The organism is Massilia brevitalea, assembly GCF_030711405.1.
GTDB classification, from domain to species: Bacteria; Pseudomonadota; Gammaproteobacteria; order Burkholderiales; family Burkholderiaceae_D; genus Telluria; species Telluria brevitalea.
The window spans coordinates 64,547-84,797 of the sequence record NZ_JAULSI010000027.1 but is presented as its reverse complement, the minus strand read 5'-3'; the positions used below and the strand labels follow the sequence as shown (position 1 = coordinate 84,797).

The 20,251-nt window shown below is 68.6% G+C and carries 15 protein-coding genes; 5 read left to right on the top strand and 10 right to left on the bottom strand.

Features of this window, described 5'->3' with window-relative positions:
* Positions 1 to 198 precede the first annotated feature (198 nt).
* The gene (locus QWL29_RS17545; protein WP_305824165.1) at positions 199 to 1,284 is read right to left on the bottom strand and encodes a porin; all 1,086 of its coding nucleotides are present in this window, start codon (positions 1,282 to 1,284) and stop codon (positions 199 to 201) included.
* Positions 1,285 to 1,734: 450 nt separating this feature from the next.
* Between QWL29_RS17545 and QWL29_RS17540 the strand changes: the two genes are divergently transcribed.
* On the top strand, positions 1,735 to 2,196 hold the full coding sequence (locus QWL29_RS17540; RefSeq protein WP_305824164.1) for a hypothetical protein: 462 nt from the start codon (positions 1,735 to 1,737) through the stop codon (positions 2,194 to 2,196).
* A gap of 242 nt (positions 2,197 to 2,438) precedes the next feature.
* Here the strand turns inward: QWL29_RS17540 and mqo are convergent, their stop codons facing one another.
* The 9 genes from mqo to QWL29_RS17495 all read right to left on the bottom strand — a co-directional run bounded on the left by mqo (position 2,439) and on the right by QWL29_RS17495 (position 16,101).
* Positions 2,439 to 4,067, bottom strand: coding sequence for a malate dehydrogenase (quinone) (mqo, locus tag QWL29_RS17535; RefSeq protein WP_305824163.1), 1,629 nt, complete (start codon positions 4,065 to 4,067; stop codon positions 2,439 to 2,441).
* Positions 4,068 to 4,142: 75 nt separating this feature from the next.
* Positions 4,143 to 4,640 carry a MarR family winged helix-turn-helix transcriptional regulator gene (locus QWL29_RS17530; RefSeq protein ID WP_305824162.1) on the bottom strand — a complete coding sequence of 166 codons (498 nt, stop codon included), beginning with the start codon at positions 4,638 to 4,640 and terminating at the stop codon, positions 4,143 to 4,145.
* Positions 4,641 to 4,685: 45 nt separating this feature from the next.
* Complete coding sequence (locus QWL29_RS17525) at positions 4,686 to 4,937, bottom strand: DUF4148 domain-containing protein (RefSeq protein WP_305824161.1); 252 nt, start codon at positions 4,935 to 4,937, stop codon at positions 4,686 to 4,688.
* A gap of 188 nt (positions 4,938 to 5,125) precedes the next feature.
* Positions 5,126 to 6,601, bottom strand: coding sequence for a nucleobase:cation symporter-2 family protein (locus QWL29_RS17520; RefSeq protein ID WP_305824160.1), 1,476 nt, complete (start codon positions 6,599 to 6,601; stop codon positions 5,126 to 5,128).
* Positions 6,602 to 6,727: 126 nt separating this feature from the next.
* Positions 6,728 to 7,975, bottom strand: coding sequence for an alpha/beta fold hydrolase (locus QWL29_RS17515; RefSeq protein ID WP_305824159.1), 1,248 nt, complete (start codon positions 7,973 to 7,975; stop codon positions 6,728 to 6,730).
* 107 nt (positions 7,976 to 8,082) lie between these two features.
* Positions 8,083 to 9,339, bottom strand: coding sequence for a DUF2325 domain-containing protein (locus QWL29_RS17510; RefSeq protein WP_305824158.1), 1,257 nt, complete (start codon positions 9,337 to 9,339; stop codon positions 8,083 to 8,085).
* Positions 9,340 to 9,527: 188 nt separating this feature from the next.
* Complete coding sequence (locus QWL29_RS17505) at positions 9,528 to 10,127, bottom strand: SAM-dependent methyltransferase (RefSeq protein ID WP_305824157.1); 600 nt, start codon at positions 10,125 to 10,127, stop codon at positions 9,528 to 9,530.
* Between the two features lies 1 nt (position 10,128).
* Positions 10,129 to 11,586, bottom strand: coding sequence for an APC family permease (locus QWL29_RS17500; RefSeq protein WP_305824156.1), 1,458 nt, complete (start codon positions 11,584 to 11,586; stop codon positions 10,129 to 10,131).
* Between the two features lie 138 nt (positions 11,587 to 11,724).
* Positions 11,725 to 16,101, bottom strand: coding sequence for a DEAD/DEAH box helicase (locus QWL29_RS17495; protein WP_305824155.1), 4,377 nt, complete (start codon positions 16,099 to 16,101; stop codon positions 11,725 to 11,727).
* Positions 16,102 to 16,226: 125 nt separating this feature from the next.
* Between QWL29_RS17495 and QWL29_RS26805 the strand changes: the two genes are divergently transcribed.
* Genes QWL29_RS26805 through QWL29_RS17475 form a run of 4 tightly spaced genes read left to right on the top strand, consistent with a single transcriptional unit; the run spans position 16,227 to position 20,228 of the window.
* Positions 16,227 to 17,354, top strand: coding sequence for a c-type cytochrome (locus tag QWL29_RS26805; RefSeq protein WP_305824154.1), 1,128 nt, complete (start codon positions 16,227 to 16,229; stop codon positions 17,352 to 17,354).
* Entirely contained in the window at positions 17,240 to 17,536 is a 297-nt protein-coding gene (locus QWL29_RS26800; protein WP_305824153.1) for a c-type cytochrome, read from the top strand. The genes QWL29_RS26805 and QWL29_RS26800 overlap by 115 nt, the downstream gene beginning before the upstream one ends.
* Positions 17,533 to 18,018: a (2Fe-2S)-binding protein gene (locus tag QWL29_RS17480; RefSeq protein WP_305824152.1), complete on the top strand. Its 486-nt coding sequence runs from the start codon at positions 17,533 to 17,535 to the stop codon at positions 18,016 to 18,018. Before QWL29_RS26800 ends, QWL29_RS17480 begins: the two co-directional genes overlap by 4 nt.
* Positions 18,015 to 20,228 carry a xanthine dehydrogenase family protein molybdopterin-binding subunit gene (locus QWL29_RS17475; RefSeq protein WP_305824151.1) on the top strand — a complete coding sequence of 738 codons (2,214 nt, stop codon included), beginning with the start codon at positions 18,015 to 18,017 and terminating at the stop codon, positions 20,226 to 20,228. The genes QWL29_RS17480 and QWL29_RS17475 overlap by 4 nt, the downstream gene beginning before the upstream one ends.
* Positions 20,229 to 20,251 lie beyond the last annotated feature (23 nt).

Genomic DNA, 20,251 nt, shown 5'->3' with positions numbered 1-20,251 from the left:
AATGATGCCGTTATCAGGAGGGTGGAGTCCATCACATTAGGGTGGTCGGCTCCACCCGGGCGGCCGAACATACGCGCCGTATGCGCCGCCCACGCGTTCAACGCACGCCCGCATCGCGCACACTGACAAGACACGAATAGAAAAAGAAAAAAGCCGGAAGGGCGCAAACCCTGCCGGCTTTGTCGTTCCTGCCGCAGCTTAGAACGCGTGCATGACGCCCACGGTCACGCGGTTCGCCGAATCGCTGCCGACCGACACCACGCCTTGCGCCAGGTTGATCTGGGTCGCGGTGACGACGGTGTCGGTTGCGGCGTGGCCGTACGACGCGTACACGGTGCTGCGCTTGCTCAGCGCGTAGCGGGCGATGGCGATGTACTGCTGCGAATCGTCGCTCAGGTCGCCCGAACGCTTGGTGTTGTAGAAGGCGCCGGTCAGGGTGATGTTCGGTGCCACCGGCACGTCGACGCCGGCGCCGAACACGGCGATCTTGCGGTTCGTGCTTTCCAGCTCGTTTTCCGAGTAGGTGCTCTTCAGTACGACGCGCGGCAGGGTGTACTTGACGCCGATCGCGTGCGACTTCAGTAGGTCGGTATTGGTGGCGTTCTTCATGCGCGCAAAGGCGCCGGCGACGTTCAGGGCGCCCGCGTTGTAGAAGGCCGACACGCCCTGGTAGGAGCTGCGCTGCGAGTCGCCCGGCTGTTCGCCGAAGCCGCGCATCAGCGCGAAGCCGAAGCCGCTCCACGATGGCGAAACGTAGCGCACCGAGTTATTCTGGCGCAGCGCGGTGCCGCCGCCGTTGGCGCCGTAGGCGCCGTACACGCCGGCGTGGTTCATTGCCGAGAACAGCACGTTCGGGCTGGTGGCGGCGAAGGCCAGACCCATCGGATCGGCCATGCCGACCGACAGCACGCCCAGGATGTTCTGGCGGCCGAAGTCGATCGAGCCGAAGTTGCCGGTCAGGCCGACGGTGGCTTCGCGGTCGAACAGGCTGGTGACCGACGGATTGCCGGTGCCGACGCCGGCGCCGCCGGTGTCGTTGAGCAGGGTGCCTTCCAGGCCGAAGCGGGCCTTCAGGCCGCCGCCCAGGTCTTCCACGCCCTTGAAGCCCCAGCGCGACACGGCCATCTGGCCGGCTTCGACAGTGGTGCGGCCGCCGTTCGGGCCATCATTGTTCACATGGGTGATGCCTGCGTCGACGATACCGTAGATCGTCACGCTGGTTTGCGCGGATGCGGCGGACATGCAGGCGCAGAGGGCGGCCAACGCGATGATGTGCTTTTTCACTGAAGCTGTCTCCTTTTTATTCATGCTTGACCCCGGCGAGGCCAATCGCACTGAAGTTGCATAGCGGCACGGTTTCTCTTGGTGGAACTCAGCCGTCTATAGTGAAACTCTATTTTCATGTGTTAACACTGTCAACAACTATTAGTAAGCCGGCAGTAAACGCCTTGTTCCTCGGTCGTTTTTGTCTCGCAAGGAACACATTCGCAGAAGGGCATGCTTGCTGGGTGATCGATGCGGCGGCCAGCCGTTCTGCTGCGCGGAACTGCACGACAATTGTGTAGCTTTGCACAGCCGGGTTGGCGGTGGTGGGGACAGCAGCTTGGCGGGTCGCCTGCCGCTGCGCTAGGCTTAGTCAGAAGTCGTCGATCCGGCGCCTGGCTGTTGCAGTGTTGTCTAATAATAATTGAATAGTAGAAATCTGTGCAGCAATTTCGGCTAGGATAGCGGCCCATGTGGTTTTCTATCTCTCGTTATCTCTTGCGTGGAGCCGTGCTGGGTGTATTCGGTGCGCTGGGCGGCTGCACCACGGGGCCCAGCCTGCAGCCCTTCAGCACCGACGGTTGCAGTCTTTTCCCCGATCGCGCGCCGCTGGGCCAGGCCGACTGGTGCGGCTGCTGCGTCGCGCACGACCTGGCCTACTGGCGCGGCGGCAGCGCGGCCGAGCGCCTGGAATCGGACCGGGTGTTCAGGGAATGCGTGCGCGCGGCCAGCCGCAGCCCGGCACTGGGCGGCGCCATGTATGGCGCGGTGCGCGCCGGCGGCGTGCCCTGGCTGCCGTCGCCTTTCCGCTGGGGCTATGGCTGGGACTATGACCGGCTGTACCGGACCCTGTCGCTGGAAGAGGACGCACAAGCAAACGCGCTGCGCGCTGCCTACCTGGCCAAGGGAACGGCAGCCGTGTGCAAGCCGTAGGGTGGTCGGCTCTACCCGACCCTGTACGCAGACGCGGCCCTTGCGCCGCCCACGCGTTCAAACCACGTCTGCGCCGATGCGCCCCCACAAGAAACCGCCTTGCGGTCTGCGCAGCCCGCTATTCTGCCCAGCTCCGCACTGCCTCCGCCTGGACGCGTGGACGCGTGGACGGCGCGGCCGTCCACCTACAAAAAAGGCGTCGCAACTGCGGCGCCTTGGCGGCTTGAAGCAAACGCTCCAGCTTACTGCTTGGCCACCACCGGACCGGCAGCCGCTGCGCTTGCCACGGCCGGCTCGTCCAGCGTGAGCGCCTTCAGGCCCAGCACGTCGCTGCTGTAGTGGCGGATGCGGTTCGCCAGGGTCGGATCGTCGTTCAGCTTCTGGCCGTAGGACGGCACCATTTCCAGCATCTTCGCCTTCCAGGCCGGGGTCGCCAAAGCATTCTTGAAGGCCGACTGCTTCAGCACCTTCAGCATGATCGGCGCGGCGGTCGAGGCGCCCGGCGAAGCGCCGAGCAGGGCGACCACGCTGCCGTCGGCCGAACCGACGACTTCGGTGCCGAACTGCAGGATGCCGCCATCCTTGCTGTCCTTCACGATTTGCACGCGCTGGCCGGCCGTGGCCAGGGTCCAGTCTTCCATCTTCGCGTTCGGCAGGTAGTCGCGCAGCGTGGCCAGGCGGTCTTCCGGCGACAGCATCACCTGCTCGATCAGGTACTTGGTAAGCGGGATGTTGTCGATACCGGCCTGCAGCATCGGACGCACGTTATTCGTCGTGATCGCGGCCGGCATGTCGATCCAGGAACCGTTTTTGAGGTACTTGGTCGAGAAGGTCGCGAACGGCCCGAACAGCAGGGTCTTCTTGCCGTCGATGATGCGGGTGTCCAGGTGCGGCACCGACATCGGCGGCGAGCCGACCGAGGCCTTGCCGTAGACCTTGGCCAGGTGGGTGTTCACCAGTGCCGGGTTGGTGGTGACCAGGAACTGGCCGCCGACCGGCACGCCGCCGTAGCCCTTCACTTCAGGGATGCCTGTCTTTTCCAGCAACGGCAGGGCGCCGCCGCCGGCGCCGATGAAGACGAACCTGGCGCGCACGGTCTGCAGCTTGTCGGTGGAGAGGTCCTTGACGGTGACGTTCCAGATGCCGTCGGCGCCGCGCTGGATGTCCTCGACCTGCGTGCGCAGGTGCAGGTCCATGCCCTTTTTCTCGGTCAGGTTCTTGACCATGGTGCGGGTCAGGATGCCGTAGTTGACGTCGGTGCCGATGTCCATGCGCGTCGCGGCCACCTTCTGGTTCGGGTCGCGGCCGTCCATGGTCAGCGGCGCCCAGTCGCGGATCTGCGCGCGGTCTTCGCTGTACAGCATGCCCTTGAACAGGTTTTCCTTCTGCAGGGCGGCGTAGCGCTTGCGCAGGTAATTGACGTTGTCGTCGCCCCAGACAAAGGCCATGTGCGGCACGTTGTTGATAAAGGCGCGCGGGTCGGGCAGGTAGCCTTGCTTGACCTGGTAGGCCCAGAACTGCTTCGACACTTCAAACTGCTCGTTGATGTCGACCGCTTTCTTGGTCTCGATCGTGCCGTCCTTGCCTTCGGGCGTGTAGTTCAGCTCCATGAAGGCGGAGTGGCCGGTGCCGGCGTTGTTCATCGCGTCCGAGCTTTCGGCGGCGACCTTGTCGAGGCGTTCGAACATCTCGACCTTCAGGTCCGGCTGCAGTTCGGTGAGCATGGTGCCGAGGGTGGCGCTCATGACGCCGGCGCCGATCAGGACCACGTCGACCGGTTTCTCGTTTGACGGCGCAGGCGCCTTGCCGCAGGAAGCGAGGAGGGCGCCGGATACGGCAACGGTCATGGGAACAACAAGTAATTTACGCATTTCTTATTTCAGATCCAAAGCTCGGTACAACAGTGAACCCTGCCGCTAGGGGCCGGGTGTAAAGCAGGGCATGCCTCAGGGGCGCCCGTTCAGGCTCGCCAGCAGCCGGGCATACAGGCTCGAGAGCTGGCGCAGTTCGTCCGCGGTGAATCCGGCGGTCGCTTCGCCGACCATGTTCGAGACTTCCGGAATCACCTGCTCGACCAGTTCGCGGCCGGCGTCGCACAGCGAGATCATCACGGCGCGGCGGTCGCCCGGTTTCGGGCGGCGGACGATCAGCCCGCGTGCGACCAGTTCGTCGCAGACGCGGGTCAGGTTGGCTGGCTTTTCGTGGCAGGTTTCGCTCAGTTCCGACGCGCTCGCCGTTTCGTCGACGCTGCCGTACAGGATCGCCAGTACGGTATAGCTCGAATCGGCGAGGTCGAACTTCTTGAGCAGGGCATTCGTCCGGTCGCGGAAGGTCTTCTGCAGGTGATTCGTCATGCGCACCAGACGCATCGCATCCACGGCAAAATCAGGCATACGCGCTTTCACGCGGCGCAGTCGTTGATCGGTCGGGCCAAAGTCGCTCATCGAAATCTCCTGCAGAGAAGAAAAGCGCAGATTGTACCGCCGCGATCAAGGCGCCTTGGTTGCTGCGCTTGCTGCTGCGGCGTTTTCTTGCGCAACGCGCTGGCGATTCTGCTCGTGGGCGATCGGCAGGTTGGCGTAGGCAGCTTCGGTGAGCGGGTAGGAACCGTCGGCCTTGGCTTGCTCGAGCTCGGCCAGGACGCGCTGGCGCACCGGATCATTCGAAGCGACAGGGTTGCTGGTAGCGCAACCGGCAAGCAGGGAGACGAGAAGTGCTGGAATCAGGAAAGTGGTTTTCATTTTGTCCGCCAATGGATAGGTGAGTGAAAAAGGCGGGCCATATCGGTCCGTCGAAGCGTATTTTACCACTGAATAGTTCATTTCTGAAGTAATTACGTGAAATCACTTAGCGTTGGGAAAGCGGCAAGTGGAATCGACGGGTGGATGCGGTGCTCCCGCACGCGGCGGGAGCGGGGAGGAAAGGTGGGTCAGTGCGCGGCGCTGCCGTCGTTATCGCTAGTGTGGTGGCTGTCGGGCAGGAACCAGTTCAGCAGCACGGCGCAGATGCCGCCGGTGGCGACACCCGATTCGAGCACGTTGCGGATCGCGGCCGGCATGTGCACCAGGAATTCCGGCACCTGCGAGACGCCCAGGCCCAGCGCCAGCGACACCGCGATGATCAGCAGGGCGCGCCGGTCGAGCGCCACGCTGGCCAGGATGTTGATGCCGGCTGCTGCCACGGCGCCGAACATCACCATGGCCGCGCCGCCCAGCACCGGCTCCGGCACCGCCTGGATCACGCCGGCCACGCTCGGGAACAGGCCGAGCACGACCAGGAACAGGGCGATCCAGACGCCGATGTGGCGGCTGGCGATGCCGGTCAGCTGGATCACGCCGTTATTCTGGGCAAAGATCGAGCTCGGGAAGGTGTTGAAGATGCCGGCCAGCAGGGAGTTGGCGCCATTCAGCAGCACGCCGCCCTTGATGCGGCGCATCCACACCGGACCCTGGACCGGCTCGCGCGAAATCTTGCTGGTGGCCGTGACGTCGCCGATCGCTTCGAGCGAGGTCACGAGATAGATCACGATCATCGGGATGAACAGCGGCCACGAGAAGCTCAGGCCGAAGTGCAGCGGCAGCGGCACCTGGAAGGCGGGCGCCTCGTGCATGCCGCTGAAGTCGAGACGGCCGAGATAGCCGGCCAGCACGTAGCCCGCGGCGAGCGCAATCACGATGGCGCTGCTGCGCAGCCAGACCACGGGGATACGGTTGAGGATCACGATGATGGCCAGCACCATGCCCGACAACAGCAAATTTTCGCCATTCGCGAAGCTTCCGTTGCCCATCGCCGCGAAGCCGCCGCCCATGCTGATCAGCCCGACCTTGATCAGGGTGAGGCCGATCATCAGCACCACGATGCCGGTGACCAGCGGCGTGATCATGCGTTTTACGAAGGGCAGGATGCGCGAGACGCCCATCTCGACAAACGAGCCGGCAACCACCACGCCGAAGATGGCAGCCATCACCGCTTCCACCGGCGTGCCTTGCTTGACCATCAGCGAGCCGCCGGCGATCAGCGGGCCGACGAAATTGAAGCTGGTGCCCTGCACGATGAGGAGTCCGGCGCCCAGCGGGCCGAAGCGGCGGCACTGGACGAAGGTGGCGATGCCGGAGATGACCAGCGACATCGAGACGATCAGGTTGGTATCGCGCGCCGGCACGCCCAGCGCCTGGCAGATCAGGAGGCCGGGCGTGACGATGGGGACGATGATGGCCAGCAGGTGCTGCAGGGCGGCGAGCATGCCGACCCAGGGTGTCGGGCGGTCTTCGAGGCCGAGGACCAGGTCGGGCGTCGCGCTACGGGCGGCGGCAGGTGGGCTGGAAAGTAAGCTGGAAGGTAAGCTGGAAGGTGAGCTAAGGTCCGGTTCGGGAAGCGAGGCGGGCAGCTTGGGTTCAGTAGTCATGCGCGGGCACCGGGCAAAAACGCGATTTTACGCTGCCGGGCCTGGCATAGGGGATTTCGGCGGCATCAGCAGGATTGCCTTGACCCGCGCGGGTGGCGTTCTTCACGCCACCCGCTGTGTTGCGGTTCAGACTGACGGCGCCGGCATTGCGACCGTCGCAGCCGTAGCAGTTGCGCGCGTGCGCAGCGCGTCCAGCCAGTTGAAGATCGCCGGCCAGATCCGCGCGTGGGCATTGCGGCCGACCAGCACCCCGACGTGCTGCAAATTGACGCCGATGTCGCCGCTGTATTCGAGCAGAAGCTTGTCGGCGCTGGCCGTCGCCTCGTGGAAGGGGTGCACCGATTGCGGTGGAATCACCTTGCTGCGCCCGTCGAACACGCTGACCAGCGGCGAGTGCAGGTCGTGCGGGCCGATGACGCGCGCGCCGATCGCCAGCTTGCCCTGGGTGAAGGCATCGTTGCGGTACAGCGATTCCACCAGGTCGACGAACAGCGGCCCCGGCAGCGGAAACTCGTCATGGGTCCAGCGTTCGACCTGCATGTAGCTGTTCAGGGCCTGCGGGCTGGTCATCGAGGCAGTGCGGTCGAGCAGGCGCTCCCAGCCGAAGGCATGCGGCTCGGCGGCGGCGCTCATCATGTTCAGGAAACTGCCCGGCACCTGGCCAAAGGCGTCGGCGATGCGGCGCGCATCGGGCGTGGCCCGGACCAGGGGCGCGAAGCAGTCGCTGGCCGGATCGAAGCCGAGCGGGGCTTCGAGCAGCACGGTGGCGGCCACCGCCGCGGGATACAGGCAGGCGTGGATGGCCGCCAGGATCCCGCCCAGCGAGTGGCCGGCGACGATCACCTTGTCCTGGCCGCTGTCGTGCCGGATCTGCTCGCGGCAGATGCGCAGCAGGCGGTCGCCGTAGCCGGCCAGGCTGAAGCCGCTGGCGAAATGAGCGTTGGGATGAAAATCGGCATCGGCATCGGCATGGGTCGCGGCATTGGCGCCGGCATGCTGCTCGTCGAGCGGCACCCATTCGGCCAGGTAGACGCGGTAGCCGCGCTCCAGCCAGCGCTGCACGACGCTGATCTCGGGCGCCATGTCCCAGATGTAGGCGCGCTTGATGGGCGCCGGCACCAGCAGGACGGCAGGGCTGTTCGCCGTTTTATCTGCCGGACTATCCGCCGCAGCGTAGCGGCGCAGCTTGAGGCCGGGCTCGGCGTGCAGCACGATGGAAGGCGTTTCTCGCGGGCCATAGCCGGCGCGGTCCAGCAATTGCCCGCGCGCCCGGCGCGAGCGGTCCATCTGCTTCAGGGCGGCGACCCCAAGGGTCGACAGGTCGTTCCAGTTGCTTGCGTACATGGCGTCCTCGTCCGGTTCTGGTGGCAGCACTCTACGCTTCGATTCGCCCGCTTCCAAGCGCGTTTCAATCGAACGCGGCCTCGTTTGCGCGGCGTTAAAATGCAGGCCGCCGTAGCCCGGGAATGCATGCCGTGAGGCTAGGTCTTGCAGGCTTCAGCTTCAGTGGCCGGCCCTTCCTCGGCCATCGCCAGGGCCGGGACGGCGCCCATTTCCTGCAGGCCGCGCGCCAGGCTCGACACGCTCGGGTTGTCGACGAACACGCAGCGCTTGCCGGTGCGCTTGCAGTATTCCTTCACGCGCCAGTAGGCGCCATGGCTGATGCAGCCGGTCTGGCAGATGACGAGGTCGGCAGCGGCCAGGCTGGCGTCGAGCTGGTTGCTGCTGTCTTCCAGGCCGCCGTCGTGGTGCGCGAACTGGGCGCCGCTCTTTTCCACCATCTTGCGGTAGAACGAGACGTTGCCGCTGCGTCCGCCAACGCAGAGCACGCTCTGGTTGACCAGCTGGATGGGGATAACCGGCGGCGCTGCCGACATGGACGCCGGAACGGCTGGCGCCGGCGCGGCGGCGGCAGGTTCGGCGACACGGGCGGCAGCCTCGGCCCGGTTGGTCTTCAGCTCGGCGATCTGGCCGCGCAGCGCGGCTTCACGCGCCTCCATGCGCGCCAGCTGGTTGGCCAGGCGCTTGCGCGTTTCCAGCTCGGGGATGGTCGAGCGCAGCTGGGCCAGCTCGTTGCGCAGGTTGTGGACATCGGTCTCGCGCGCGATGGTGGCGGCGCGTGCCGCCATCAACTGCTGCTCGAAACGGTCGGCGTCCAGCTTCTTTTCGTGCAGCAGGGCGTTGCAGCGCGCCTGCAGCCGCGCCAGCTCGCCTTCGAACCGGGCCTTGTCGCCGAGCAGGGCGTTGTACTTGCCGATGTCGGCGCGGGCGCAGGCGCCGGCCTGGTGCTGGACCATGTGGATGTCGCGGCACATCTTTTCTTCCAGCGCCGGCACGCAGGCCGGGTGCGACAGCCCGGCCCAGAAGGCGCCGGCCACATCGCCCGCGTTCACCGCCGCTTCCCACAGCTCGGCCACCTGGGCCGCGCTGCGGGCGCTGCGGAAGCGGAAGATCACCTGCGCATAGCGCCGTTCGAGTTCCTTCTGCACGGCCTCGGCCACGCGGTTGCGGCTGGTGCAATCGTTGACGGCGCCGACGTGCACCTCGTAGTCGTCGTGCATGAGTGCGCCGCCGGTGACTTTTTCCACCAGCTTGCGCAGCGTGCCCAGCGGCAGGGCGACGCCGATCAGCGGACAATGGCAATTGCGGGACAACTCCCAGATGCGGCGCCGGCGCGAGCTTTGCTGGGTCTGGAACTGCACATTGGCTGGGTCGAGCGAAGGGTGTTTGTCGCACATACGGATCCTTTGGGCGAATGGCTGTGTACGGGCTCACATCTGCGGCAAGCGCGCACCACGGCATGCACTTCCTTGAATGAGAATGATTCGTATTCAAGTTTACACGGAATCGCCGCGTGTGCAAACAGCATCGCTGCCGTGCGCGCGGTCCGCTCCAGCCATCCAGCCAACTCGCCCAGCCCGGCCGCTCAGGCCTTCGCCTTTTTCTTCTGCGCCTCGGTAATGGTCCAGTAATAGAGCGTCCGCCCCTCGACGGTCGCCGTTTTCTTGGGCGGCCATTCCGGCCCCATGTCGAAGGCGTGCGAGACTACGCGCGAACCGACCTTCAGTTGCTGCCACAGGCGCGGGCGCAGCCGGGTATTGATCGTCGGCAGCAGGTAGAGCGTGACGACCGAGGCGCCCGAGAGGTCGGCCTCGAACAAATCGCCCACCTTGAAGCTGACGCGCTTGTCGACGCCGGCCTTGCGTGCATTGTCCTCGGCTTCGGCGATGCGCACCGGGTCGATGTCGATGCCGGTGCCGCGCGCGCCGAGCTGTTTGGCGGCGGTGACGACGATGCGGCCGTCGCCGCAGCCGAGGTCGTAGAGCACGTCGTTCTTGCCGACCTTCGCCAGCGCCAGCATGCGGTCGACCACCTGCTGCGGCGTCGGCACATAGGGCACGTCGAGCCTGGGTGCGGCGGCGGTGGTGTCGCTGTGCGCCGGCGCGGCGCCTGCGGGCAGCATGCCCAGGCCGGCGCTGGCGGCGCCGAGCAGGAGCAGCTTGCGGCGGCTCGGGTTGTCGTTCATGTCAGTTCTCCTTGGAGGGGGCAAGCGGGACGGGAACCTGGGGCGCCGGGCTGCCCAGCAGGGGCAGCAGCAGCAGTCCGGCGGCAAGCACGGCCACGCCGATCCAGGCCGCGTTCAGCCCGCCCAGCGACTGGCTGAACACGTAGGACAGGCTGGACCAGAGCATCCAGGCGCAGGTGGCGCAGAACAGCAGGGGCAGCAGCGGGAACAGGGGGACGCGGAACGGGCGCGGCAGGTCGGGCTCGCGCCGGCGCAGCACGAACAGCGACACGCCGGCCAGCAGGAAGAACAGCCAGAACACCGGCGCCGTGAACTCGACCATGGCCCTGAAGCCGCTGCCGAAGCCGGCGCCCAGGGCCACCAGCAGCAGCGCGGCCAGGCCCTGCACCAGCATGGCCACCGCCGGCGTGCCGCGCGCGCCGTCCCAGCGCCCGAGCCGGCGCAGGCGCGGCCAGTCGCAGCCCAGCGCATAGCTGCTGCGCGCGCCGACGATCATGGTGGCGTTGATCGAGGTAAGCGCCGACACTGCGACCAGCAGCGCGATCAACGCTTCGCCGCCGGGCCCGAGGGCGCGCCGCATCACGTCGGCGGCCAGCGCTTCCGACGACGCCATGCCGGCCATGCCCAGCGTATGCCAGCAGGCCCAGGCTACCAGCAGGTACAGGCCTGTGATCAGCAGGACGGACAGGGTCAGGGCCCGGGCCATGTTGCGCCGTCCGTCGCGTACTTCGGCGCTGATGTAGGCGGCCTCGTTCCAGCCGCCGTAGGTGAGCAGCACGAAGACCATCGCCATGCCGTAGGAGGGAGAGGAGCCGCCCGCGCCGGCGGCGCTCGCCATGCCGGCGGCGGGTGCCGGCGCGGGCGGGTCCGCCAGCAGCGCGGCGGCCGCGACGATGAGCAGCAGGCCGCCGACTTCGAGCAGGGTCAGCCAGGTCTGGGTGGCGGCGCCGGCGCGGATGCCGCGCACGTTCACCAGCGTGAGCACCACGATGATGGCGGCGGCATACAGCGTGGGGCCGGCGCCGGGCGGGCCGAGCGGGAAGGGCAGTACCTGCTGCAGGTAGTCGCCGAACACGAAGCCGAGCAGGGCGATCGAGCCGGTGGTGATGACGGAAAAGCGCGCCCAGCCGAACAGGAAGGCCACCGAGCGGCCGTAGGCGCGCTGCAGGAAGTGGTAGTCGCCGCCGGCATGCGGGTAGGCGGTGGCCAGTTCGGCGTAGCAGAGCGCGCCGATCAGCGAGACCACGCCGCCCAGCAGCCACATGCCGAACATCGCCCCGGCGCTGGGGCTGAGCGAGGCCACGATCGAGGGCGCCTTGAAGATGCCGGCGCCGATGACGACGCCGACGATCAGCGCGACGGCCGCGCGCAGGCCGATGGCCGGCTGGGGACGGGCCGCCGCAGTGGCTGGCGCGGCGGGTGCACCGTGTGCAGTGGGTGCAGCGTCGGTCGGGTCCATGGTGGATGGCAAAGCGCTGAGCCGTGTGGCAGAGCAGGTTCGACCGCATGCAGGACGCCGAGTTCGCATTGCCGTGCATTTCACCGGCGCGTATCAAGCCGGCTGCGGGTGGCTTTCTGCCAGGCTGTTTCTGGTAGCCTAGCGCCGCCCGACCAGGTGCGCGTGGAACAGGTCGCGTTCGGTGCCGGGATTCGTCGGGTAGACGATCTTGCTGCCGACAATCGACGCCACCGGCAAGCCGTCGCGGAACAGGATCCGGTTCGCACCCAGGGCCGGCACCTTATCGCCCGGCAGCAGGATGCCGCCCAGGTTCAGCGGGTCGACGCCGGACAGCGTGACCAGTGCGCCGTCATGCGGACGGCGCCGCACCTCGCGCAGCTGGGCGATCGCTTCGGGCAGCGCGAACTGTTCGCCCGAGAAGCCGGCCACGAAGCGCCCGCCACGAATCTCGCCGCGCGCTTCCAGGCGGTGGTAGACCGGCAGCAGCTCGCGCCAGGACGGCAGCCAGCTCGCCTCGCGTTCGAGCAGGCGCCAGAACATCACGCCATAGCGGCGCAGCAGGGTCATCGCCACGTGCTCCAGGGTCTCCGGGGCCAGCCGGCGCCGGCGCGGCGGCGCGGACGGATCAATTGGCGCCTCGGCTTCGGCGCGCCGCACCAGGGCCCAGCGCCCGGCTTCCTCCATGGTCGGCCCGGCGCCGCGGCGGCGCTTGCGGTCGTTGCTGGCGCGCTTGCTCGACGGCAGCAGCATGGCGCGCATGCCGGCGAAGCTGTCGGCATTCAGCAGGCCGGTCGTCACCAGTTCGCCGAGCGCGTTTTCCAGTTCCACCGGCAGCATGCGCACCTCGAACTGCAGTTCGTCGAAGAACATGGCGCCATGGTGGCGCAGGGCGTCGAGCACCAGGGCGGCGCGCGGCGAGATCGTGGGCGGACCGTCGGGTTGCGGGATGCCATGCCAGAGCGTGGTCTGGCGCCGCGGCAGCAGCACGATCGGGGTGCTGCGCACCGGGCCGCCAGCGGCCGAACGCGGCGCGTCGATGCGCGTCCACACCACCTTGCCGGCGCGGCACAGGTCGTCCAGCCACAGGATCGAGTAATCCGGCAGGCGCAGCGCCAGCACATCCGGCTCCCAGGAACCGGCGGGCGCTTCAAAGCCTTCCAGCAGGGCCAGCAGCTGGGGCAGGGCGTCCTGGCCCTGCCATTGCGTACTTGGTGTCAGGTGCTGCCAGTCGAACAGGAAGCGCATGAAGTCCTGCAGCTCCACCGGCTCGATCTCGCGCCGCAGGCGCCGGATCGTATAGCGGTGGATGCGCGCCAGCAGGTGGCGCTCGCACCATTCTTCCTCGTCCACGCCGGGCGTGAAGCGCCCGCGCATGACGTAGCCTTCGCTTTCCAGCTGCCCGAGGGCGATGGCGACCGTGCTCGCGGGCAGGGCCAGGCTGGCGGCAATCGCGGCCAGCGGCTGCGGCCCGCTGCCGGACAGGCGTGCGCGCACCAGCTCGACCAGCGCCGCATCGCGCGTCCAGGGCTCGCCGTCGTTGCCGCGGTGGCTGGCCGGCACCGCCAGCGGCGGTTCGATGGCGGCGCCGGGATAGGCAGCCTGCAGGCAGTCGAGCCGTTCCAGCGCCACCCAACAATCGATGCCGCCGTCGTTGCGCAGGCGCGTCGCGCGCCCGGCGGCGGCCAGTTCGGCCAGCCAGGCCTCCCAGCCTTCATTGCGCTGCGCTTCTGCCTGCGTGATGCAGGCCAGCGCCACCAGCGCTTCCTGGACTTCGTCGCTGTTGCGGGCGTGCGGCCAGGCTTCCTCGGCCACGGCGGCAATCGCCTCCAGGTCGAGCGCGCCCATGTCGTCGACTGACGCCGGGTCGCTCCAGCGCCGGTTCAGCACGGCCTGGGTGCGGCGTTCTTCCAGAGGCGCATCGTCTAGGAAAGCGTAGGGCCGGGCATTCAGGATTTCGGCCGCCAGCGGCGAGGGCGCCGGCAAATCGCGCGCCAGCAGGCGCACCTCGCCGTTCTCCATGCGCCGCAGCAGCGCCAGCCAGCCTTCGCTGTCCATGGCCTCGTGCAGGCAATCGTCCAGGGTCTGGTCGACCAGCGGGTGGTCCGGCAGTTCGCGGTCGCCGGCGATGTTTTCCAGGCAGGCCGCGCCGTCGGGGAAGATGGTGGCCAGCAGATCGTCGCTCTTCATGCGCTGCAGCTGGGGCGCGACCTTGCGCCCGCCGGCGAAGCGCGGCAGGGCCAGCGCGGTAGTGGCGTTCCAGCGCCAGCGCACATTGAACAGCGGCGCGTCGAGCAGGGCCTGGACCAGGATCGGTTCGGCGGTGGCGGCGCGCAGGTAGCGCCAGACTTCGTCCAGCGGGAAGCTGTGGCTGGTCGACAGCGACAGGATGATGGCGTCCTCGGTGGCCGCCGCCTGCAGTTCGAAGTTGAAGCTGCGGCAGAAGCGCTTCCTCAGCGCCAGGCCCCAGGCGCGGTTGATGCGGCTGCCGAAAGGCGTATGGATCACCAGCTGCATGCCGCCGGATTCGTCGAAGAAGCGCTCCATGACCAGCGTGTCCTGGGTCGGCAATGCCCCCAGTGCCGAGCGGGCACGCGCCAGGTAGTCGACGATCTGGCCGGCCGCATCGTCCTTCAGCCCGAGGTGTTCGCCCAGCCAGCCGACGGCGCGGTCGAGGGCCGCGCTGTTGTCCGGCGCCGCCTTGCCTTTGACGGGCGCCGGTTCTGTCAGCTGGCGCTCGACTTCCGCCCGCAGCCGCGCCACACCCTGCGACAGTTCGTCGCTGCGCCCCGGCGCTTCGCCATGCCAGAAGGGGATGTTCGGCGCCGCGCCATGCGCGTCTTCCACCCGCACCCTGCCCGATTCGATGTTCATGATGCGGTACGAGGTGTTCCCGAGCTGGAAGACGTCGCCGGCCAGGCTTTCGACCGCGAAGTCCTCGTTGACGGTGCCGACCGACAGCCCCTGCGGCTCGAGCAGCACGGTGTAGTCGGCATTCTCGGGAATCGTGCCGCCCGAGGTAACGGCCGCCAGCTTGCCGCCGCGCCGGCCGCGCAGGGACTGGGTGGCGGCGTCGCGGTGGATGTAGGCGCCGCGCACGCCGGCGCGCGTGGTATAGCCCTCGGCCAGCATGCGCAGCAGGGCGTCGTACTTCTCGCGCGCCAGCTCCGCATAGGGCTGGGCCTGGCGCACCAGGTCGAACAGGGCGTCCTCGCCCCATTCGCGGCAAGCCACTTCCGCCACGATCTGCTGGGCCAGCACGTCGAGCGGCGCTTGCGGAATGCGCAGCACATCGAGCTCGCCGCGCCGCACGCAGTCGAGCAGGGCCGCGCATTCGACCAGGTCGTCGCGCGAAGTCGGAAACAATCGTCCCTTGGGTGTGCCGCCGACGAAGTGACCCGAGCGCCCGACGCGCTGCAGGAAGGCGGCGATGTTCCGCGGCGAGCCAACCTGGCAGACCAGGTCGACGTCGCCGATGTCGATGCCCAGTTCCAGCGAGGCCGTCGCAATCAGGGCCTGTAGTTCCCCGCGTTTCAGGCGCTGCTCGGCATCGAGCCGGTATTCCTTGGCCAGGCTGCCGTGGTGGGCCGCCACGTGGCCGGCGCCGAGGCGGTCGCCCAGGTGGCGCGCCAGGCGCTCGGCCATGCGCCGCGTGTTGACGAAAATGAGCGTGGTCCGGTGCAGCACCACCAGTTCGGCCATGCGGTCGTAGACGCGCTCCCAAACCTCGTTCGGCATCACCGCTTCCAGCGGCACCGGCGGCAATTCGAGGCCGAGGTCGCGCGCACGCACGTGGCCGACGTCGACCACGGCGCAGGGACCGCCGGCACGCCCGACCAGGAAGTCGGCCACCGCGGAAATCGGCTTCTGGGTAGCCGACAGGCCGATGCGCACCGGCGGCGGACGCTGGCCCTCGGCGCACAAGGCATCCAGGCGTTCCAGGCTGAGCGCCAGGTGGCTGCCTCGCTTGCCGCCGGCCACGGCATGGATTTCGTCGACGATCACGGTACGCACGGTCTGCAGCATGGCGCGTCCGCTGTCGGAGCCGAGCAGCACGTACAGCGACTCGGGCGTCGACACCAGGATGTGCGGTGGGCGCCGGCGCATGGCATTGCGCTCGGCGGTGCTGGTGTCGCCGGTGCGCACTGCGCTGCGGATGCCGTGCGGCGGCAAGCCCATGGCGTCGAGCTGGGCGCCGATGCCGGCCAGCGGGCCTTCCAGGTTGACGCGGATATCGTTCGACAAGGCCTTCAGAGGCGACACGTACAGCACCCGGGTTTCGTCGGGCAGCGGCGCCACGGCGCCCTCGCGCACCAGGGCGTCGATCGCGGCCAGGAAGGCGGTCAGGGTCTTGCCCGAGCCGGTGGGCGCCGCCACCAGCGTGGCGCGGCCGGCCTGGATGTTTGGCCAGGCGCGCAGCTGGGCTTCGGTGGCGGCCGGGAAGCTGGCGTCGAACCAGGCGCGCACTGCCGGGTGGAAGTCGTGACGCAGGGCGTCGGAAGAAGGGCGGTCGTTCATCGGATGCAGATGGGGTCCAATACGCTGGAGGCAAGGCCGGGCGCCACTGTGCGTGAGCGAACAGACCATGCCGGCCGGGGCGCTCGACAATGCATGCCAAGAATACACGGGATTCGGGAGCGACGATGAGTGATGCTGGGCGCGGACGGCGCCGCGGGCGTACCCTGCGCTGGCTGGGTTGGCTATCCTTGGTGGCCGCCCTGCTGGGCATCCTCGCCGTGGCGGTCATGTGGCGCCCGGCGCTGGCGCCGATCAACGCGGCGCCACGTTTCGAGCCCGGTCTGGTCGAGCGTGGCGCCCGGGTGGCGGCCCTCGGCACCTGCGCCGCCTGCCATACCGTCGACCTCAGCCGCCCCTTCGCCGGCGGCTTTCCCATCGAAACCCCGTTCGGCACCGTCTACAGCACCAACATCACGCCCGACAGGCGCACCGGCATCGGCGGCTGGAGCCTGGAAGCCTTCGAGCGCGCCATGCGCAAGGGCGTGTCGCGCGACGGCCACCTGCTGTACCCGGCCTTCCCCTACAACCACTACGCGCGCCTGAACCAGGGCGACGTGCAGGCGCTGTACGCGTACTTCATGACCCGCCCGCCGCTCGACGCCCCGGCGCACCCCAACGCGATGAGCTTCCCCTTCGGATTCCGGCCCCTGGTCGGCTTCTGGAACCTGCTGTATCTCGACGACGCGCCTTTCGAAGCCGACCCGAAGCAATCGGCGGAATGGAACCGCGGCGCCTACGTGGCCGACGCCCTGGCGCATTGCAGCGCCTGCCACACGCCGCGCACCCGCCTCGGCGGGCCGGACGACAAGCGCTTCTTCGACGGCGGCGAGGCCGAGGACTGGTATGTGCCGGCGCTGAATGCGAAGTCGCCATCGCCGCTGCCGTGGTCGCGCGAGCACCTGGCGGCCTACCTGCGCACCGGCATCGCGCCCGGCCACGCGGCGGCCGGCGGGCCGATGCAGGGCGTGGCCGAGAACCTGCGCCACGGCGACCCGGCCGACATCGCGGCGCTGGCCACCTACATCCACAGCTACCTGGACCAGGCGCCGGCGCGCGACACGCCTGCACGCCGGCCCGGCAGTCTGCCGGCGCCGAAGCCCGACGACCCGACCTGGCGCGCATGCAGCTTGGCCACCAGGTGTATGCCAACGCCTGCGCGCGCTGCCACGACGCCGGGCGCGCCGAGAGTTCGGGCACGGCGCTGCAGCTGCAGCAGGCCGTGGCGCTGTACGACCCCGACCCGCGCAGCCTGATCCACCTGCTGCGCGACGGCATCGCCCCGCCGGATGGCGAGCCGGCGCGCTGGATGCCGGGCTTCGGCGCCATCCTCAGCGACGAGCAGACGGTTGCGCTGGCCGCCTACCTGCGCCGCTATGGCGCCGCCCAGGCCGACTGGCCGGATCTTGCGGACGCGGTCCGGAAAGGAAAGGAATGAGCTACGAACTGCAGGTGAATGGGAAAAAGCACCGGGTCGACACCGACGCCGACACGCCCTTGCTCTACGTGCTGCGCAACGACCTGGCGCTGAACGGCGCCAAGTTCGGCTGCGGCCTGGGCCAGTGCGGCGCCTGCACCGTGATACTGGGCGGCGCGCCGGTGATGTCCTGCATCGTGCCGGTGTCGGTGGTGGGCGCCCGGCCGGTGCGCACCGTCGAGGGCCTCGGCACGGCCGCGCAGCCCGGCGTGCTGCAGCAGGCCTTCATCGACGAGCAGGCGGCCCAGTGCGGCTACTGCATCGCCGGCATGATCATGCGCGCCCAGGCCCTGCTCGACAGGCACCCGGCGCCGACCGACGAGCAGATCCGCAGCCACATGATGCCGAACCTGTGCCGCTGCGGCACCCACATGCGCATCCTGCGCGCGGTACGGCGCGCCGCCGATACCATGGGCAAGGCGCGGCGCGGAGACCGTCCGTGAACGCGCCGGATCCGCGCCGGCGTTCGCTGCTGCTGGCGGGCGGTTCGCTGACGCTGGCGTTCTCGCTGGCGCCGGGCTGGGCCCAGGGCGAAGGCGGCGCCAAGGGAAAAGGCAAGCTGCCCGGCAGCCTGGAAAAGGAACCCTGGCTCGACGCCTGGATCCGCATCGATGCCGATAATGCCGTCACCGTCTTCACCGGCAAGGCCGAGCTGGGGCAGGGCATCAAGACGGCCCTGCTGCAGGTGGCGGCGGAAGAGCTGCAGATGAACCCGGCGCGCATCCGCCTGGTCACGGCCGACACCGCGCGCACGCCGAACGAGGGCTACACGGCCGGCAGCCATTCGATGCAGGACAGCGGCACCGCGCTGCGCCACGCCGCCGCCCAGGTGCGCTTCATCCTCGCCGGCATGGCGGCGCAGCGCTTCGGGGTGGCGGAGAGCGCCATGACCCTGCGCGACGGCGTCTTCGAGGCGCCCGGCGGGCGTCGCGCCACCTACGGAGAACTGCTTGCCGGACGCCAGTTGCACCTGCGCGCCGACGGCAAGGCGCCACTGCGGCCACGCGCCACGCATACCGTGTCCGGCAAGCCGCTGCGGCGCACCGACATCCAGGCCAAGGTGGCAGGCGGCGCCGCCTACGTGCAAGACCTGCGCCTGCCCGGCATGGTGCATGCGCGCGTGGTGCGTCCGCCGTCGCAGGCGGCGCGCCTCGAATCCGCCGACACGGACAGCATCGCGCGCCTGCCCGGCGTACTGAAAGTGGTGCGCGACGGCCGCTACCTGGCCGTGATCGCCGACGGCGAATACCGCGCCGTGAAGGCGGCCACCGCGCTGGCCCGCGCCACGCGCTGGAGCGTGCCGGCCTCCTTGCCGGGCACGGCAAACGTGCCGGCAGACGTGCGCGCGCGGACCGCCGAGGCCATACCCATTCTCGAACGCGGCGCTGCGCAGGCAGGCGGCAGGACGCTCAGCGCCACCTACACCCGGCCCTGGCAGCTGCATGCTTCGGTCGGCCCTTCCTGCGCCGTGGCCCAACTCGTCGACGGCCGCTACACCGTGTGGACCCACTCGCAGGGCGTCTACCCATTGCGCAAAGCGCTGGCCGAGCTGCTCGGCGTGGAGGAGGACACCATCCGCTGCATCCACGTCGAGGGATCGGGCTGCTATGGCCACAACGCGGCCGACGACGTCGCGGCCGACGCCGCGCTGCTCGCGCGCAGCTATCCGGGCCGGCCCGTGCGGGTGCAGTGGATGCGCGAGGAAGAACACGCCTGGGAACCGTTCGGCCCGGCCATGCTGGTGGATGTGCGCGCCACGCTCGGGCTTGATGGCCGCATCGCCGACTGGGAGTATGCGGTCACCAGCCCCTCGCACAACAACCGGCCCGGCAAGGCCGGCAACCTGCTGACGGCGACCCATCTCGCCAAAGCGTTCACGCCGCCCTCGGGCAAGCCGATTCCCCAGCCCGAGGGCGGCGGCGACCGCAACGCGATTCCGTACTACGTGCTGCCGAACGCGCGTGTGACGCACCGCTTCCAGCAAAATGCGCCGCTGCGTACTTCGGCCCTGCGTTCGCTCGGCGCCTATTGCAACGTGTTCGCCATCGAGAGCTTCATGGACGAACTGGCGCTGGCGGCGAATGCCGACCCGGTCGCCTTCCGCCTGCGCCACCTGGACGATCCGCGCGCGGTCGACGTGGTGAAGCTGGCCGCCGAGAAGTTCGGCTGGAACGCTTACCGGCCGGGCCCGCGCCGCGGCCGCGGCTTAGCCTTTGCGCGCTATAAAAACCTGGCGGCGTATTGCGCGCTGGCGCTGGAAGTGGAGGTCGCGCGCGAGACCGGCTTCGTGCGCATCGTGCGCGCCGTGGCGGCGGTCGATTGCGGCGAGGTCGTGAATCCCGACGGCGTGCGCAACCAGATCGAGGGCGGCATCATCCAGTCGGCCAGCTGGACCTTGCTGGAGCAGGTGCGCTTCGACGAACGCCAGGTGCAGACCGTCGACTGGGCTTCGTATCCGATCCTGCGCTTCAACCAGGTGCCGCAAAGTCTGGAAGTGCACCTGATCGACCGCCCCGGCCAGCCTTTCCTCGGCACCGGCGAGGCGGCGCAGGGACCGGCGGCGGCGGCGCTCGCGAACGCGGTGGCGCAGGCGGCCGGGGTGCGCGTGCGCGACTTGCCGCTCGACCGGGCACGCATGCGCGCGGCGAAGTAAACCCGCCCCTGCTCAGGGGCGTG

What these genes read in the sequence shown, in the direction of transcription:
- QWL29_RS17540 (WP_305824164.1), top strand. Translation starts at nt 1,735, where the DNA reads ATGTGGTTTTCTATCTCTCGTTATCTCTTGCGTGGAGCCGTGCTGGGT.
- mqo (WP_305824163.1), bottom strand. Translation starts at nt 4,067, where the DNA reads ATGCGTAAATTACTTGTTGTTCCCATGACCGTTGCCGTATCCGGCGCC.
- QWL29_RS17530 (WP_305824162.1), bottom strand. Translation starts at nt 4,640, where the DNA reads ATGAGCGACTTTGGCCCGACCGATCAACGACTGCGCCGCGTGAAAGCG.
- QWL29_RS17525 (WP_305824161.1), bottom strand. Translation starts at nt 4,937, where the DNA reads ATGAAAACCACTTTCCTGATTCCAGCACTTCTCGTCTCCCTGCTTGCC.
- QWL29_RS17520 (WP_305824160.1), bottom strand. Translation starts at nt 6,601, where the DNA reads ATGACTACTGAACCCAAGCTGCCCGCCTCGCTTCCCGAACCGGACCTT.
- QWL29_RS17510 (WP_305824158.1), bottom strand. Translation starts at nt 9,339, where the DNA reads ATGTGCGACAAACACCCTTCGCTCGACCCAGCCAATGTGCAGTTCCAG.
- QWL29_RS17505 (WP_305824157.1), bottom strand. Translation starts at nt 10,127, where the DNA reads ATGAACGACAACCCGAGCCGCCGCAAGCTGCTCCTGCTCGGCGCCGCC.
- QWL29_RS17500 (WP_305824156.1), bottom strand. Translation starts at nt 11,586, where the DNA reads ATGGACCCGACCGACGCTGCACCCACTGCACACGGTGCACCCGCCGCG.
- QWL29_RS17495 (WP_305824155.1), bottom strand. Translation starts at nt 16,101, where the DNA reads ATGAACGACCGCCCTTCTTCCGACGCCCTGCGTCACGACTTCCACCCG.
- QWL29_RS26805 (WP_305824154.1), top strand. Translation starts at nt 16,227, where the DNA reads ATGAGTGATGCTGGGCGCGGACGGCGCCGCGGGCGTACCCTGCGCTGG.
- QWL29_RS17480 (WP_305824152.1), top strand. Translation starts at nt 17,533, where the DNA reads ATGAGCTACGAACTGCAGGTGAATGGGAAAAAGCACCGGGTCGACACC.